This window comes from Pseudomonas sp. Irchel 3F3, assembly GCF_900187545.1.
GTDB classification, from domain to species: domain Bacteria; phylum Pseudomonadota; class Gammaproteobacteria; order Pseudomonadales; family Pseudomonadaceae; genus Aquipseudomonas; species Aquipseudomonas fortuita.
The window spans coordinates 481,989-498,715 of record NZ_FYDS01000005.1 but is presented as its reverse complement, the minus strand read 5'-3'; the positions used below and the strand labels follow the sequence as shown (position 1 = coordinate 498,715).

At 55.8% G+C, this 16,727-nt stretch carries 11 protein-coding genes; 8 read left to right on the top strand and 3 right to left on the bottom strand.

The features are described from left to right. Positions 1-227 precede the first annotated feature (227 nt). The 3 genes from CKW35_RS13600 to CKW35_RS13590 all read left to right on the top strand — a co-directional run bounded on the left by CKW35_RS13600 (position 228) and on the right by CKW35_RS13590 (position 2,837). Complete coding sequence (locus CKW35_RS13600) at positions 228-629, top strand: hypothetical protein (protein WP_177413055.1); 402 nt, start codon at positions 228-230, stop codon at positions 627-629. Positions 630-709: 80 nt separating this feature from the next. Further along, positions 710-2,107 carry a hypothetical protein gene (locus tag CKW35_RS13595; RefSeq protein WP_165919289.1) on the top strand — a complete coding sequence of 466 codons (1,398 nt, stop codon included), beginning with the start codon at positions 710-712 and terminating at the stop codon, positions 2,105-2,107. A gap of 187 nt (positions 2,108-2,294) precedes the next feature. After that, positions 2,295-2,837: a hypothetical protein gene (locus CKW35_RS13590; RefSeq protein WP_095116129.1), complete on the top strand. Its 543-nt coding sequence runs from the start codon at positions 2,295-2,297 to the stop codon at positions 2,835-2,837. Between the two features lie 236 nt (positions 2,838-3,073). Here the strand turns inward: CKW35_RS13590 and CKW35_RS13585 are convergent, their stop codons facing one another. Beyond that, positions 3,074-3,748, bottom strand: a complete 675-nt coding sequence (locus CKW35_RS13585) for a heavy metal response regulator transcription factor (protein ID WP_003253420.1) — start codon at positions 3,746-3,748, stop codon at positions 3,074-3,076. A 488-nt stretch (positions 3,749-4,236) separates the two neighbouring features. Next, entirely contained in the window at positions 4,237-5,580 is a 1,344-nt protein-coding gene (locus CKW35_RS13580; RefSeq protein ID WP_049696545.1) for an OprD family porin, read from the bottom strand. A 404-nt stretch (positions 5,581-5,984) separates the two neighbouring features. Between CKW35_RS13580 and CKW35_RS13575 the strand changes: the two genes are divergently transcribed. The 5 genes from CKW35_RS13575 to CKW35_RS13555 all read left to right on the top strand — a co-directional run bounded on the left by CKW35_RS13575 (position 5,985) and on the right by CKW35_RS13555 (position 14,447). Beyond that, a complete protein-coding gene (locus CKW35_RS13575) occupies positions 5,985-7,256 on the top strand; it encodes a TolC family protein (protein WP_135199299.1) in 1,272 nt (423 codons plus the stop codon). 68 nt (positions 7,257-7,324) lie between these two features. Then, positions 7,325-8,575: an efflux RND transporter periplasmic adaptor subunit gene (locus tag CKW35_RS13570; protein WP_049696543.1), complete on the top strand. Its 1,251-nt coding sequence runs from the start codon at positions 7,325-7,327 to the stop codon at positions 8,573-8,575. A gap of 24 nt (positions 8,576-8,599) precedes the next feature. After that, entirely contained in the window at positions 8,600-11,761 is a 3,162-nt protein-coding gene (locus CKW35_RS13565; RefSeq protein ID WP_049696542.1) for a CusA/CzcA family heavy metal efflux RND transporter, read from the top strand. Between the two features lie 162 nt (positions 11,762-11,923). After that, complete coding sequence (locus CKW35_RS13560) at positions 11,924-12,247, top strand: DUF2790 domain-containing protein (RefSeq protein ID WP_049696541.1); 324 nt, start codon at positions 11,924-11,926, stop codon at positions 12,245-12,247. Between the two features lie 202 nt (positions 12,248-12,449). Next, complete coding sequence (locus tag CKW35_RS13555; protein WP_049696540.1) at positions 12,450-14,447, top strand: heavy metal translocating P-type ATPase; 1,998 nt, start codon at positions 12,450-12,452, stop codon at positions 14,445-14,447. A gap of 155 nt (positions 14,448-14,602) precedes the next feature. Here CKW35_RS13555 and CKW35_RS13550 read toward each other — a convergent pair whose 3' ends face one another. Continuing rightward, positions 14,603-16,723 (bottom strand): aconitate hydratase, encoded by a 2,121-nt coding sequence (locus CKW35_RS13550; RefSeq protein ID WP_230382524.1) that lies wholly within the window; start codon positions 16,721-16,723, stop codon positions 14,603-14,605. Between the last annotated feature and the right edge of the window lie 4 nt (positions 16,724-16,727).

Below are 16,727 nucleotides of genomic sequence, written 5' to 3'. Positions count from 1 at the left end.
GCATCCTGCTCGCCAAAGCAGGATTACGTTATGCCACCATGGTAGCAGTTAGAGTCAAGGGAGACGACTCTATTCCTATGAGCGGTGTCCTGATTTGAGTTTGAGGGATCGCCCCCATTCAGACCTCGTCTGAGGATCAGGAGCACCAGGATAGGCGTCAAGGAGGTGGTCATTTTGAGGTGGACTATGCTGACCAGTTGCTCTCAAATCTAATCGTGAGGTCCTCCATGGCAAACCCCAATCTGCTGGCTCGATTCAGAGATGAAGTCCTTTTGGCTGGGCCTGAAAGCACCCTACCTAGCAACCTATCTCAGTTCTGGCTTGAGGAGCTCCAGAATCATCTGGAGAGGTATTTCGACGGTTTGAACTCGGAGTCGGATGCAGAAGAGAAGGATCTCGACATCTCCCTCCCACTCGCAGCGATCATCCACATCTTGTTCGCAAAGAATGGTGGGGAGGAGATATCCGAGAGCTCTGAAAAGCTGTACGAGTATTTCCAAGACTACCGGCTCGAACTGGCCCTCGAAGAGATTACGCGCAAGACTCATGTGGCTGCCGAGGCTGCAACCATTGAGACCATCTTCACCAACCGAGACGTCCTGGTGGAGCAAAGCCCCCTCCTTCAATAGGTACCTCCACCGATGCCATCGCCGGCGGGCACGCTCCGAGGCATTGAAGGAATGCATTTCACGGCTGCCGAGATCAGTGAATGAAAGAAATTGCTGCGCCGATGTTCGATCTAATCGCTTTGTCGCTTCCACGAGGGTTGGGGTTTGGAGACAGCCCGCCAGTAGGGGCATGGCTTAGTGAGGACGGACTTTCTTGTGCCGCTCTAACCCGAAATATCCAGTCCGGCAGCTTCGGAGTAGTCACCTTACGGCGTCGTGTCGATAGCGTGTGGGTGCTCCTCAGCCATGGTGAGTGCACCGCTCGCGAGTCCGAAGCCCGCGCCTCAATTAGCCATTTTCTCAATACCCAAGCCCATCCGCTTCCACTCCCCTCAGGCGAACGACGACGTGCTCCTTTAAGCAGAATGGGTAAGCGCACACCAAGCGTGGTGTTCAAATCACTATTTGATCCAAGCCGCCGTATTGGGGCGTGGGCGCTCAATCAACTGTATCTCGCACTGCCATCTCCAGACAGAAATTGGGTTCCCGATTGCCAGACTGAGAATTTTCACACCCGCCTTTGGGAGGCCCACCTATTAGCGATTTTTCGTGAGCAGGGACTCTTGGTCACCCAGCCTAAAGAATCACCCGATTTTCATATCGAGAATAGGCTGGGAGGTGAGGCCTGGGTTGAAGCAGTGACAGCCAACCCGGAAGAGCGGTATGAGCATTTTGGCGCCTCGCCGGTCCCCCCACCAGCTGACCGACATGAGCGCTTCTTTGGAGCGGCTGCAGAAAGGTTTGCGAGGACCATGCAAAACAAATTGGACAAGCGTTACGAATCCCTACCGCACGTGGAGGGTAAGCCGCTCATTCTGGCCTTAGCCGATTTCCATGCACCCAGTTCAATGCTGTGGAGCAGGGAGTCGCTCATCAGCTATCTCTATGGCTTTTCAGTTCACTCATCTGCGCATCGTGGAATGCAGCTGATAACTGTGGAGGAAGAGACATCTCTGCTATCAGGGCGCCCCAACGGCCTATTTACGCTAAGGGAAAATGCCCATCTTTCAGCGGTCATTTTCACCAATGCCTGCACAGTCCCAAAGCTCAGCCGAGTGCCGATTTCAGGTGGAGCTCATCTAGACGGGTACCGATACTTGCGGTTTGGTGAGTTTTTCGACCGTTCTCCAGGTGCATCACGAGGTATCCCATTTTTGTTGGATGTAGCGTCCAGCGATTACGGTCAGCTCTGGCCGCAGTATGGCTACGAGCCGTGGTCTGCTGAAGTGGAGGTCTTCCATAACCCTATGGCATTACATCCGGTGCCTAACGAGCTGATACCAGAAGTCACCCACTGGAGAGAAGTGAATGGAAGAGTCGAGTGCGAATCTTTCTATGATGTATCAATACTCCGATCCAGGACACTCGTCCTGAGTGCTAACGCTAAGGTTCCGTCACTTGATGAGTTACTGACAGCAGCCAGTCCTCCCGAGCTCTGACGGCGACGGGGTGGATGCATCTTTGCCACGCAGGTAGATGAGGATTACTCAGCAAGCTACCCAGTAAGGGAAGGACATGAGCCCCCTGCGCAATCCACAACCGTTGAAGCGTCAGCTCTCTTCGGGTAAAAGAGTGACCTTCTTACAACGTTACAAAAGTGTCATCCTCGAAAGCATAGGAAGAGAAATGTCGACCCAAGGACTAAACCGATTCATCGGACGCAAGATTCACGCCGTGATAATGATGGCCCCACTAAAGCGGGAAATGATACGCCTCGGCATATGCACCGTCATGGCACTTCCTCTGAATGTGATCTTGTATACCGGCGTTGAAATAGACGGTACCATCAAGCCGTGGGCAGAAACGCCGATAAAACTATTCGCATCATCGATGTTATTCGCCTTCATGATTAAGGCTTTTCTGCCACTTCTTGGGTGGACAATTCTGAAAGCAGTTCTACTGAGTGCGAATAATGCTTTCAGCGGTATCCTGAGTTTTTTGGGAAACCAGTTCACAGGGGTCATGTACTGCACTGGAATCATCCTGGGATCTGTCACGATTAAGCAGTATATGATTTCTGGGGTTTTAGATTCAGAAATGGTTTCCCTGTCCGCAATCGTATTTTCTTCCGGGATTTTATATTTCTATGTGCTGCAATGCGCCATTCAAAAAACAATGAGTCCAGCTCTGCGTACACCAGCAGTACCGCGTTCAACCACTAGGCTGTGACTATTCCGCCTCTGGCGCTCAGTAGACGCTCGATCAGCTGAACTCTTACCCATGCATACGTAGCCATTAATGGCCAGGCTCGCCTTCGACTTTATGAAGAAGGCGAGCATCCGCGTGCTTGATTGCCTACCTCATTTGTTGGGTGAGGAATCAGTGCTGCGGATCGCAAACAGAAACCCCAAGCGCGCATGCGACGAGAGTATTTAGCCCATTTTCGGTATTAGAGAGCTTCGCAATTATCGCTTTTCAAGCACATACCCTACGCCCCGAAGCGTATGTATCAACTTGGTCTCGAAAGGGTCATCTATCTTGGCTCTGAGTCTTCGAATCGACACCTCAACAACGTTCGTGTCGCAGTCAAAATTCATATCCCAAACCTGAGAGATAATCTGCGTACGGCTCAGTACCACCCCGGTGTTACGCATCAAGTAGTGCAATAACGCGAATTCTTTGGTGGTCAAATCAATACGCTGACCGTCCCTGAACGCCCTGTGCCGGCTCTGATCAAGCTCCAGGTCAGCGACGCGAATGACCTCTACGGATGCGGGGTGATCTGACCTACGCATCAAGGCGCGCACCCGAGCCAACAGCTCAGGGAACTCAAATGGCTTGATCAGGTAGTCATCTGCGCCGTTCTCCAGCCCCCTGACCTTATCCGCCAGCCGGCTTCTCGCCGTCAGCATCATGATGCGGGAAGGGCAATTTTTACGGCGCAACAACTCAAGAACCTGCCAACCGTCCATCTCTGGCAGGTTTATATCAAGAATAATCAGCTCGTATTCGTGCTGCTTGGCCAAGAATAATCCATCTGAGCCGGTGTGGACGCAATCTACGACATAGCCACATTCCGTGAGACCCTGACGCACATACTCCGCAGTTTTTACTTCATCCTCAATTACCAGAATTCGCATGGGATTTTGTCTCGATATCACTGAGCAATTAACCGCGCACGCGCGCCGGCATTATTGAAAGGGATGGTAAATCAAAATGAGCGTGCCGGGGGTCAAATGACGGATTTGTAATTTCTAGGTAATACAGTTGATAGTCTGGCGGTATATCTTGTCGCGGTTTGGGTTTGACAGTTGCGGCCCTCTCTCCAGCAGGTGATTTGACCTTATGAAGTATTGGGTTATTTTCTTCTTCGTGCTGGCTTCGTTCCGCTCAGATGACGGCGAGGTCGCTCACATTGAGGAGACTGGTCATTGGTGTAGTCATGAACTTCACCGGCATGCGATGCGTACAATCGAACGCCTACTTGAATTCTAGGCAAAAAAAAGGCGCCCAATGGGCGCCAAATATCCACCTTTTACCAAAGGAGCACTTAAGCCACTCAAGGTGAATGCGTAATGCTCGTTTTACTAATAGGACCAGCCAATGATTAACTGGTCCAGTTAGCGAATTACAGAATCGAAAGCGGGTACTCGATGATTACACGAGTTTCATCCAGATCCGATTCGAAAGCAGTGGCACGCGTGGTTGCCTGGCGCAACCGGAAGGACAAGTCTTTTGCCGGACCGGTTTGCACAACGTATTTGACTTCGACGTCACGCTCCCAACGCTTCTGGTTGTCGAGCGGGTTGCCGTTGTCGTCGGTGCGCATGTAGAACTGGTTAGCGTTCGAGTAATCCGCGCCCGAGCCTCTGGCGTAGCGGGTCATGAACGTCAGGCCTGGAATGCCGTAGCTGGTGAAGTTCAGGTCATAGCGCAGCATCCAGGAACGCTCTTTCGGCGAGTTGAAGTCGCTGTACTGGATGGAGTTGTCGACGAAAATCGAGTCCGACTGACGCAGGTAGTCGAAATCGTCGTCGCCGTTGTTGCGTTGGTGCGACAGGGCCAGGGTGTGGGCACCGTAACGCACGCCGACCTTGGCACTCCAGATGTTGTTGTCGAATTCACCCAGGCGCTTTTTACCTTCATCTACAGCTTTGTAGTAGTTGAAGCCACCGATCAGCGCCAGATCGTCGTTCAGTGGGTAAACAACGCTGGTGCCGGCGTAGTACTGATTCCAGACGTCTTTCAGCTGGCTGGCGTAGACGCTCACAGTCCAGTTATCGTTGATCGAGTAGTCACCACCACCGTAACCGATCCATGGCGAGTTGACCGGGCCGCCATAGAAGGTCACGAAGTTGTCGTTCAGGTTGCTAGAGACCGGTTGGCTCATGGCGTGCAGTCGACCACCCTGAAGGGTGAGGCCTTGGATGCTGGTGTTCTCAACGGTCACGCCGCGGAAGCTTTCTGGCAGCAGGCGTGAGTCGCCGGATGCAACGACCGGAGTCGATGGGAAAACATCACCCACTTTCACGATGGTATCGAACAAGCGGACTTTGGCTGCGCCGCCGACCTTGGTGTATTCGTCGCGAGCTTCACCCTTGTTATCAACGGGCAGCACGTCGAAGGAGCTACGGCCGCCGTTGCGCCCATCACCGGTGTCGAGCTTGAGGCCGATCATGGCGAAGGCGTCAACGCCGAAGCCAACGGTACCCTGGGTAAACCCAGAGTTGAATTTGCTGATGATCGCGTGCGCCCAGGCTTCGGAGTAGCCGTTGGTATTGCCCTTGCCACTGTTGTAAGTGGGAGCGGTGCTGTCGCGGTTATCACGGTTGAAATAGAAGTTGCGGTTCAGCACTGTAAGGCTGCTGCCTTCAATGAAGCCTTCTGGCTTGTCTTCAGCTTGTGCCGAAATAGCATAGCTTCCAGACAGCGCAGAAACTGCCGCCAAATACAGTGGTACTTTGATTTTCATCCGATGCTCCTTTGATTCACGGCAGTTTTTATTATGTTTACCGGCGCGGGTGTCGTTAGTTGTTCTGACCCGGCGGCGCGCCTAGCGTAGCGCGAGCTCATATTTGCAGGCCAAAGATAACGGGAGGGTGATAGGACAATTACAATTTCGTCATCTGTCTGTTATTCGGCACCTTCGCACCGCGTGTTTGCCATCTCCGTTGCTTGTAACGAAATCATAGAGCCGGCTTGGGATTCCCAGTATTTACGGGCATTACAGGGCTTTCTTACGAAATTGTAATTTTCTAGCCACCCCTCTGATAGCTACCGCTCATTAGAGTGCCATCACCTAATCAAGTGGGGCTTGGCAGCTGTTTCGGCGTTCTCGCCAAGCTTTATCGAAGTTTGTGCACGAGGACCATCAAAGTGCCCCGGTATAACCGCAATGTCTTATCCAAGACCTCCATCTCGCCCTGGAAGATCGCAGCACTTTGTGCAGTCATCTCTGGATTGATGGCACCTGCAGCCCTTGCCCAAAGCATCAGCTTGCCCCAAGCGCTTTCGACGGCCATGGATGCCAACCCCAACCTGGCCGCAGCCAGGCAAGAGATTGGGATCGCTGATGGTGCTCGCAAGCAGGCCGGGCTTATCCCCAACCCCACAATCTCGTATGACGTGGAAGACACCCGCCGTAACACCAGCCAGACGACTGTCTCTCTCAGCCAGACCCTTGAACTGGGTGGTAAGCGGGGGGCTCGTGTTGACGTCGCCACATACGGGCAGACCGCCGCACAGCTGGAGTTGGACCGTCGCGTGAACGGTCTGCGTGCTGATGTCGTGCAAGCCTTCTACGCCGCGTTGCGTGCCCAGACTGGCCTCGACTTGGCGAAGCAATCTCTCGAGCTGACTGAGCGCGGTCTTCGCATCGTTGATGGCCGTGTTCGTGCTGGTAAGTCGTCCCCAGTAGAGGCGACCCGCGCCCAGGTACAGCTGGCCGAAGCCAAGCTGCAAGTTCGACGTGCCGAAACGGAAAAGACAACCGCTTATCAGCAGCTCGCTCAAATTACCGGGAGCTCGGTGACCGTCTTTGATCGCCTTGAATCGCCAACCCTCTCCCCGGGACTTCCTCCGCAGACTGAAGAGCTGCTGGCAAAGCTGGATCAGACCGCAGAAATGCGCCAGGCCGTGGTGCAGATCGACAAGAGCGATGCCTCGCTCGGTTCAGAGAAAGCTCAGCGTATCCCGAACCTTACTGTCAGCGTAGGTAGCCAGTACGACCGCTCTGTGCGCGAGCGGGTCAACACTGTGGGCCTGTCCATGCCGCTGCCGCTGTTCGATCGTAACCAGGGCAACATTCTTTCCGCTTCTCGCCGTGCAGATCAGGCCCGAGACCAGCGCAATGCTGTGGAGCTGCGCCTGCGTACCGAAACCCAAACCGCGTTGAACCAGTGGTCCACCGCCATGCAGGAGGTCGAGTCATACGACAAGACCATTCTGCCGTCAGCCCAACAAGCCGTAGAGACCGCAACCCGCGGCTTCGAGATGGGCAAATTCGGCTTCATCGAAGTGCTGGATGCCCAGCGCACCTTGATCGTCGCTCGTGGCCAATACCTCGAATCGTTGGCAGCGGCAACCAATGCACGTGCGCAGGTGGAAAGGGTTTATGGCGAAGTCGGCTCAACTGCCGGCGCTCGCTGAACGGGCCAAACATTTTCTTCGGCACCCAGCCTTGAACAAGCCGGTGCCTACGATCAGCAGGAGTAGCAATGGATAACAAACGCAAGATCGCCCTCGCGGTAGCCGCTGTGGCAGCCCTCGGATTTGGCAGCCTTGCCTGGAACAACAGTTCAGGACAGCAGGCCGCCAGTACCGCCGAACATGGCGCTAACGATGGCCATGGCGACGAAAAGAAAGCCGCATCTTCCGCCAAAGAGGAAGGTGATGAGGGCCATGGCGAAGAAGGCCACAGCGAAGAGGGCGGTGAAGAAGAAGGCAAGCTGACGCTCAGCGCCGAACAGATCAAGGCAGCCGGCGTTGCCCTGGAAGCTGCAGCGCCGCGTGACTTGGGTACAGTCGTGAGCTTCCCGGGCGAAATTCGCTTCGATGAAGACCGTACTGCCCACGTGGTTCCTCGTGTTCCTGGGGTTGTTGAGGCTGTCCAGGCCGACCTGGGTGAGACGGTCAAAAAGGGTCAGGTCCTCGCTGTAATCGCCAGCCAGCAGATCTCTGACCTGCGCAGCGAACAACAGGCCGCACAGCGTCGCGTCGAACTGGCGCGTGTGACCTTCCAGCGTGAGAAAGAGCTGTGGCAGGACAAAATCTCTGCAGAGCAAGACTACCTCCAAGCACGCCAAGCGTTGCAAGAAGCGGAGATCTCCTTGGCCAACGCCAAGCAGAAGGTCGGCGCGATCGGTGCCTCGGTTAACTCCGTTGGCGGTAATCGATACGAGCTCCGAGCTCCCTTCGACGCCGTGGTAGTGGAGAAACACCTGACCGTTGGCGAAGTCGTAAGCGAGGCGACCAACGCCTTCATCCTTTCCGACCTGAACCAGGTTTGGGCAACCTTCGCCGTCCCGCCTACAGATCTGGGCAAGGTCACGACTGGTCGTGCGGTGAAAGTCTCTTCGCCTGACATGAACGTCGAGGTCGAAGGGAAGGTGGGTTATGTCGGCAGCCTGCTGGGCGAGCAAAACCGTGCAGCTACTGTCCGCGTCACCTTGACCAACCCCAACGGCGCCTGGCGTCCAGGCCTGTTCGTGAACATTGCGGTCACTTCCCAGACCGATCGAGTTGCCGTAGCGGTCCCTGAGCACGCAGTGCAGACCGTTGAAGACAAACCTTCGGTATTCGTACGCACCCCAGATGGCTTTGACACCCGCCCGGTAAAACTGGGTCGCCGCGACAATGGGTACGTGGAAATCATCGACGGTATTGAAGCCGGCGCCCAGGTAGCAACCAGTGGCAGCTTCACACTCAAGTCCGAGCTCGGCAAAGCTTCTGCCGAACACGGTCACTGATGCGAACTGACAGGATGATTTCTCATGTTTGAACGTATCATCAGATTCGCCATCGAGCAGCGCATCGTAGTAATGATCGCTGTTCTGATCATGGCGGGTATCGGTATCTACAGCTATCAAAAGCTGCCCATCGATGCGGTACCCGATATCACCAACGTCCAGGTGCAGATCAACACTGCAGCGCCTGGTTACTCGCCCTTGGAAACCGAACAACGGATCACGTTTCCAGTTGAAACGGCCATGGCCGGTCTCCCGGGCCTTCAGCAGACCCGTTCCCTGTCTCGCTCTGGCCTGTCTCAGGTCACCGTGATCTTCAAGGATGGCACTGACATCTTCTTTGCCCGCCAGTTGATCAACGAGCGGCTGCAGGTTGCGAAGGAACAGCTGCCAGAAGGTGTAGAGGCCGTCATGGGGCCGGTATCTACCGGCCTCGGCGAGATCTTCCTGTGGACTGTTGAAGCCGAAGATGGCGCGGTCAAAGAGGACGGTACGCCGTACACCCCGACCGACCTGCGCGTGATCCAGGACTGGATCATCAAGCCTCAGCTGCGTAACGTCCCGGGTGTGGCCGAGATCAATACCATCGGCGGTTATGCCAAGCAGTTCCTGGTTGCGCCGGATCCAAAGCGCCTGGCTACCTACAAGCTGACACTCAATGACCTGGTCGCAGCGTTGGAAAGTAACAACGCCAACGTCGGCGCCGGCTACATCGAGCGTAATGGTGAACAGTTGCTCATCCGTGCACCGGGTCAGGTAGGCAATATCGAAGACATCGCCAACATCGTGATCACCAGTGTGGATGGTGCACCGATTCGCATCAGCAGCGTTGCTGACGTCAGCATCGGTAAAGAGCTCCGTACAGGTGCTGCTACTGAGAACGGCCGCGAAGTCGTGCTCGGTACCGTGTTCATGCTGATTGGTGAAAACAGCCGCACCGTATCTCAAGCTGTCGCCGCCAAATTGGCGGACATCAACCGCACCCTGCCAAAGGGCGTGGTGGCTGTGACTGTTTACGACCGTACCAACCTGGTTGAAAAAGCCATCGCGACGGTGAAGAAGAACCTGGTGGAAGGCGCGATCCTGGTTATCGCCATTCTGTTCCTGTTCCTCGGCAACATTCGTGCGGCTCTGATCACCGCGATGGTGATTCCGCTGTCCATGCTGTTCACCTTCACAGGCATGTTCAACAACAAGGTCAGTGCCAACTTAATGAGTTTGGGGGCACTCGACTTCGGCATCATCGTCGACGGTGCCGTGGTTATTGTAGAAAACGCGATCCGTCGACTGGCTCATGCGCAACATAAGCATGGCCGCATGCTCACCAAAACCGAACGCTTCCACGAGGTCTTTGCCGCGGCACGAGAAGCTCGCCGGCCGCTGATCTTCGGCCAGCTGATCATCATGGTGGTGTACCTGCCGATCTTCGCCCTCACCGGCGTCGAAGGCAAAATGTTCCACCCGATGGCCTTCACCGTCGTGATGGCGCTGCTGGGTGCAATGATCCTGTCCGTTACCTTTGTTCCTGCAGCTATTGCCATGTTCGTCACTGGCAAGGTGAAGGAAGAGGAAGGCGTGGTCATGCGCACAGCTCGACTGCGCTATGAGCCGGTTCTTCAATGGGTGCTGGGACACCGGAACATCGCTTTCTCGGCCGCAGTAGCCTTGGTCGTGCTCAGCGGTGTACTGGCAAGTCGTATGGGTAGCGAGTTCATCCCAAGCCTCAGTGAGGGCGACTTTGCGCTTCAGGCCATGCGTGTGCCTGGAACGAGCCTCACTCAGTCCGTCGAGATGCAGCAGCGTCTGGAGAAAGCGGTTATAGCGCAGGTGCCTGAAGTTGAGCGGATGTTTGCACGCTCGGGTACCGCAGAAATTGCGTCTGACCCAATGCCGCCAAACGCCTCTGACGCCTACATCATGCTCAAGCCTCAGGATCAGTGGCCTAACCCCAAGAAGCCACGCGATGAGCTGATTGCTGAGGTGCAGAAGGCCGCTGCGGGTGTTCCAGGAAGCAACTATGAGTTGTCGCAGCCAATCCAGTTGCGTTTCAACGAGCTGATTTCGGGCGTACGTAGTGACGTCGCTGTGAAGGTCTTCGGCGATGACATGGACGTGCTTAACAACACCGCCAACAAGATCGCGGCAGCGCTCAAAGCGGTACCGGGCTCGTCGGAAGTGAAAGTTGAACAGACATCCGGCCTGCCGGTGCTGACTATCAACATCGACCGCGAAAAAGCAGCACGCTACGGTCTGAACATCGCGGATGTTCAGAATTCGATCGCTATCGCCGTGGGTGGCCGCCAGGCCGGCACGCTGTATGAGGGCGACCGTCGGTTCGACATGGTAGTACGCCTGCCAGAGACCGTTCGCACCGACGTAGCGGGAATGTCCAGCTTGCTGATCCCGGTACCTGCCAATGCGGCTCAGGGTGCCAATCAGATTGGTTTCATCCCACTGTCCCAGGTCGCTAATCTGGATCTGCAACTGGGCCCGAACCAAATCAGCCGCGAAAACGGCAAACGTCTGGTCATCGTTAGTGCCAACGTTCGAGGCCGCGACCTGGGGTCCTTCGTTCAGGAGGCGACCGCTTCGCTGGATAAGAAGGTGCAAATCCCTGCGGGCTACTGGACGACCTGGGGTGGCCAGTTCGAGCAGCTGCAATCGGCAGCCAAACGCCTGCAGATCGTTGTTCCAGTCGCCTTGCTGCTGGTCATGACCTTGTTGTTCCTGATGTTCAACAACCTGAAGGACGGCATGCTGGTCTTCACCGGTATTCCATTCGCACTCACCGGTGGTGTCGTGGCGCTCTGGCTGCGGGATATCCCACTGTCGATCTCGGCAGGTGTTGGCTTCATCGCACTATCCGGCGTTGCAGTACTGAACGGCCTGGTGATGATTGCCTTCATCCGTGGGCTAAGGGAGGAGGGACGAACGCTCAGGCAGGCAGTCGATGAAGGCGCATTGACCCGTCTGCGACCTGTTTTGATGACAGCCTTGGTAGCGTCCCTGGGCTTCATCCCGATGGCCTTGGCCACCGGTACCGGTGCAGAAGTTCAGCGTCCATTGGCAACGGTGGTGATTGGCGGGATCCTGTCCTCCACCGCACTGACCTTGCTGGTATTGCCTGCCCTGTATCACTGGGCACACCGCAAAGATGAAGACGGCGACGAGGCCGAAGTGGTTAGCTAACAGCCTCCGCTAAAGAGAAGCCCACAACACGTGTTGTGGGCTTTTTTGTTTAGAGTGAAGTAGGTGCACTTACCTTTCAAAATTGTAAGTTTCTCGTCATGCCGGTGATGCCTATGCATTGCTAAGGTTACGCCCGAGAAGATTTGAATTTGAGAGGTTTTTATGAAAAAGCTAATTATCGCTGCTGCACTTGTTGTTTTCTCGGTGGCTTCGCAGGCCAACACTTTTTCCGAGAGCAAGCAGCTGCAATACACTAAGGAACACCAGACCGCAGTGGCCAAATACGCGGAGAAAAATGGCAAGCCAATGCCAGAGATCCAGGATTACAAATATGGCATGAAGATAGACGTTGCCAAGTTCGTACGTCAGTCGCAGGACCCCCGTACCTGCCAGGTTTACCCACGGTTGATGACCTTCGAGGACTCCCAGGGCACGCTCAAGACTGTTCGTTACTCAATGTATTCGCAATGTATCAGCAACAAGTAGTAATCGATTTGAACAGAACAATTAGAGAATTCCTAAATGCCAGGCAGTGCCTGGCATTTTTTATTACGCCCGATGCCTCCATAGGTTCGAAATGTTAACGCCTAGGCCCAGGCAAGCCGTGCAATAAATCTTAGCTAACCAACAGCGACGGCTCCCAACTGCAGAGGGCAATTGGAAGCCTTGACTCCAGAAGGGACGAGTTATGAAGAGTTTGCTTGAACGCCCTGATGACCAAGCCGGGCATGAAGGTCATAGCCATGAGCATGGCGGCATTTTTGGCATGAACACCGAGCTGATTTTCGCGCTGATCTGTGGTGCTCTCCTGGGTGCCGGAGCCCTTGCTGGAAAACTTGGCCTGACTGATCGTCTGCCCCTGATTCTGTATGTGTCGGCCTACGTGTTCGGTGGATGGTTCACCACCAAAGAAGCGATCAACAACATCCGCAAGAAACGCTTCGAGATCGACTCGCTGATGCTTCTCGCCGCAGCCGGTGCTGCAAGCATTGGCGCCTGGGCGGAGGGGGCTCTGCTGCTGTTCCTGTTCAGTCTGGGGCATTCCCTGGAAAGCTACGCGATGGGGCGGGCCAAGAAAGCGATTGAGGCACTGTCCAAGCTCGCACCGGCCACCGCGATCGTACGCAGAGCAAATGGCACTGCGGAAATACCCGTGGAGCTGCTGGTTCCCGGTGACGTTGTCATCGTGCGCCCCAATGATCGCCTGCCGGCCGATGGTTTTGTAGTCGTAGGCTCCTCAAGCATCAACCAGGCGCCAGTGACCGGTGAGAGCGTCCCCGTGGACAAGCAGCCTGTCGCTGATGCCGAACTCGCCCGCAGCAAACCAGATGCCGTGGAGGCTACCTCGAAAGTCTTCGCCGGTACCATCAATGGCGAAACGCTCATCGAGGTTGAGGTAACACGGCGCTCCACGGAAAGTACCCTGGCGCGGGTCATCAAGATGGTCAGTGAAGCTGAAGTCAGGAAATCACCGACTCAGCGATTCACGGACCGCTTCCAACGTGTATTCGTCCCGTTAGTTCTGCTGCTGGTGGTGGGGCTGATGTTTGCCGGCATTTTCCTTGACGAGCCGTTCCGTGACTCGTTCTACCGGGCGATGGCCGTACTGGTTGCAGCCAGCCCCTGCGCGCTTGCGATCGCAACACCAAGCGCCATTCTATCGGGCATCGCCAGGGCAGCCCGTGGTGGGGTATTGATCAAGGGCGGTGCGCCGCTTGAAGAGCTTGGTTCCTTGAATGCCATGGCATTCGACAAGACCGGTACCCTGACCGAAGGGCGCCCACGCATCACCGATGTAATACCCGTGGGCGGTACGCAGATTGAGGATTTACTAAACGTCGCCATCGCTGTGGAGTCGATGAGCGACCACCCGCTGGCTGCGGCAATTGTGCGTGACGGTGAAGAAATGATTGGCACACGGCGCCGATTCCAAGCCAAGAACATGAGCAACATGATTGGTCGCGGCGTGCGTGCTGAGCTTGATGGGCAGTTCGTATGGATTGGCAAGGTCGAGATGTTCGGTACTGATGGTGTTCCCGCGCTGAGCAAAGCAGCCTTGGAGGCTGCAGAGCGTCTGCGTCAGTCGGGCCGCACTACCATGGTGGTACGTCGCGCCGACAAGGATCTGGGCGCTATCGGGTTATTGGATACCCCCCGAGAGGGAGCCAAAGAGGCGCTCCAAAAACTCAGAGAGATGGGCATCGGCCGTATGGTCATGATTTCTGGTGACCACAACCGGGTTGCGGAAGCGGTAGCAAGACAAGTTGGCTTGGATGAAGCGTGGGGAGACCTGATGCCGGAGGACAAGGTCAAAGCCATCAAGAACCTCCGCCTTAGCTCCAGTGTCGCTATGGTGGGTGACGGCGTGAATGATGCCCCTGCAATGGCCAACTCAAGCGTGGGCATTGCAATGGGAGCTGCCGGATCCGATGTGGCTCTGGAAACGGCTGATATCGCCCTCATGGCTGACGACATCAGGCAACTCCCCTTTGCGGTGGGGCTGAGCCGTCACACGCGGTCGATCATCCGCCAGAACCTGTTCGTCAGCTTGGGGATTGTGGCCATCTTGGTTCCGTCAACCATCATGGGTTTGAGCATTGGTGCCGCCGTTGCCATCCATGAGGGCTCCACGCTTTTGGTCGTATTCAACGCCTTGCGCCTGTTGGCCTACCGTAAAGTCGCCTGATCACTGGGTTTTGAAATGAGTCTGTGGCAGGGAAGCTGCAGCAGCGCTCAGTGCTGAAACACCTGAATTGATACGCATTGGAGACGTTGGTGCCCAACCGAGCTCGGCAGAAGCTTGGCCGAACTCGGACTTTAGTTTGAAGCTGCCACCAGCTGTTATTGGGGTGGTTGGATCGCACTGCTCTTGTACAAATTAGTGGAGGCAAGCCCGGTCAGGCTGTCGAGTACATAAGGCAGGATGCCGCCATTTTGGAAGTAGACGGCCTCAATGGCTGTATCGATGCGAGCCAGTAGCGACACATTCTGTTGGCTGCCATCGCGACGAGTGATGCGCAGAATCACGTCCTGTCCCGGCTTAACACCTTGCTCAATCTTCAGCAGATCGAACGTCTCCGTGCCATCCAAGTGCAAGCTGCGGGCGTCGTCACCAGCACGGAATTGCAACGGCAGCACTCCTAGGCCTGCCAGGTTGTTGCGATGAATACGCTCGAAGCTCTTAGCGATTACGGCGCGTACGCCCAACAGTCGGGTGCCCTTCGCAGCCCAGTCGCGACTGGAGCCGGTACCATATTCCTCGCCGGCGAAAATCAGTGTTGGTACGTCCTGTTCCAAGTAATGACGAGAGGCATCGAACAGTGTGGTCCGCTCGCCAGTCGGTTGCAGCAATGTGTATGGACCCTCATCAGCACCGCCGTCAGCCTTGACTGACAGCATCAAATTCTTCAGGCGCACATTGGCGAAGGTGCCGCGCACCATCACCTCAAAGTGACCACGTCGGGCGCCGTAGGTATTGAAGTCCTGAGGCTTCACACCATGCTCGGCGAGCCAGCGACCGGCGCTGGAATCCTCAGTAATAGATCCGGCCGGACTGATGTGATCCGTGGTAATGGAGTCTCCCAGAATCGCCAAGGCGCGAGCGTTGCGGATGGGCGTGCCGGCGAGACGGGTATCGAAGAAGTCTGGCTCAGCAGCGTAGGTCGAAGTAGGCCAGTCATAGACGTCACCGGTGGCGGAGACGATGTCATTCCACAAGTCGTGGTCGCGAGTGAGGTCCGCGTACCATTCCTTGTACAGATGCGGATTGGCGGCTTTGACCGACAGCGCTTTGATTTCATCGTTGCTCGGCCATAGCTCGTGAAGCATCACCGGAATGCCATCTGGATCGAAGCCTAATGGCTCGCTCATCAGGTCGCGGCGCGTGCTCCCTACCAATGCAAAGGCGATCACCAAAGGCGGGCTAGCCAAGAAGTTTGCACGTAGGTTGCCGTGGATCCGTGCCTCGAAGTTTCGGTTTCCGGATAGCACGGCACTGCACACAAGATCCTGGCCAACCACGACCTTCTCCAGTGCTGGGTCAAGCGGGCCAATGTTTCCAACGCATGCGCCGCAGCCGTAAGCGGCGATGTCGAAGCCGAGCTGGCTCAACGGCTCAATCAAGCCTGCATCCTGGAGGTAGGCGGTTACCACACGAGAGCCAGGCGTGAAGAGCGTTTTGACCCAGGGCTTGGCCTTAAGGCCGCGGCGTACAGCCTTGCGAGCCAGTAAGCCCGCGGCGATCAGAAGTTCTGGATTGGAGGTATTGGTGCAGGAAGTGATCGCAGCCACCAATACGTCATCATGCCCGATCTCATAGTCGTGGGCGATGCCTGCTGCATCATGAGCACGTACCGAATAACGCTCCTGAAGCTGATCAGCGCTCTTTGCATAGCCACCGCTTTTCGCATCCTGCTGCATTACTTCGTCAAAGCGGTTGCCAAGCGCGCCAAGATCGATCCGATCCTGCGGTCGTTTAGGCCCAGAAACACAAGGTTGAATACCGTCTAGGTCAATTACGATGACCTGGGAGTAGTCGATCGAGCCGTTCGCTGGTGACCCGAACAGCCCTTGCGCCTTGAAGTAACTACCTATGAGCTCGATTTGCTTATCACTACGCCCAGTCTGGGCGTAGTAGTCGAGCGTCTTCTCGTCGACGGGGAAGAAGCCGGTAGTCGCTCCGTACTCAGGAGCCATGTTGGCAATCGTTGCACGGTCGGTAGCGCTCAGCGAGCAAGCACCTTCACCATAGAACTCAACCAACTTACCGACTACCTTTGCGCCGCGCAGCGTCTGGGTAATCAGCAACACCGCATCCGTAGCGGTTACGCCAGGGCGCAGCTGTCCCTTGAGCTCGACCCCCACAACGTCAGGCATCAGCATGTACACGGGCTGGCCGAGCATGCCGGCCTCGGCCTCGATGCCGCCAACGCCCCAACCTAGAACGCCGATACCGTTGATCATGGTG

Excerpts from the sequence above, each read along its gene's own strand:
- CKW35_RS13600 (WP_177413055.1), top strand. The coding sequence starts at position 228 with ATGGCAAACCCCAATCTGCTGGCTCGATTCAGAGATGAAGTCCTTTTG.
- CKW35_RS13595 (WP_165919289.1), top strand. The coding sequence starts at position 710 with ATGAAAGAAATTGCTGCGCCGATGTTCGATCTAATCGCTTTGTCGCTT.
- CKW35_RS13590 (WP_095116129.1), top strand. The coding sequence starts at position 2,295 with ATGTCGACCCAAGGACTAAACCGATTCATCGGACGCAAGATTCACGCC.
- CKW35_RS13585 (WP_003253420.1), bottom strand. The coding sequence starts at position 3,748 with ATGCGAATTCTGGTAATTGAGGATGAAGTAAAAACTGCGGAGTATGTG.
- CKW35_RS13580 (WP_049696545.1), bottom strand. The coding sequence starts at position 5,580 with ATGAAAATCAAAGTACCACTGTATTTGGCGGCAGTTTCTGCGCTGTCT.
- CKW35_RS13570 (WP_049696543.1), top strand. The coding sequence starts at position 7,325 with ATGGATAACAAACGCAAGATCGCCCTCGCGGTAGCCGCTGTGGCAGCC.
- CKW35_RS13565 (WP_049696542.1), top strand. The coding sequence starts at position 8,600 with ATGTTTGAACGTATCATCAGATTCGCCATCGAGCAGCGCATCGTAGTA.
- CKW35_RS13560 (WP_049696541.1), top strand. The coding sequence starts at position 11,924 with ATGAAAAAGCTAATTATCGCTGCTGCACTTGTTGTTTTCTCGGTGGCT.
- CKW35_RS13555 (WP_049696540.1), top strand. The coding sequence starts at position 12,450 with ATGAAGAGTTTGCTTGAACGCCCTGATGACCAAGCCGGGCATGAAGGT.
- CKW35_RS13550 (WP_230382524.1), bottom strand. The coding sequence starts at position 16,723 with ATGATCAACGGTATCGGCGTTCTAGGTTGGGGCGTTGGCGGCATCGAG.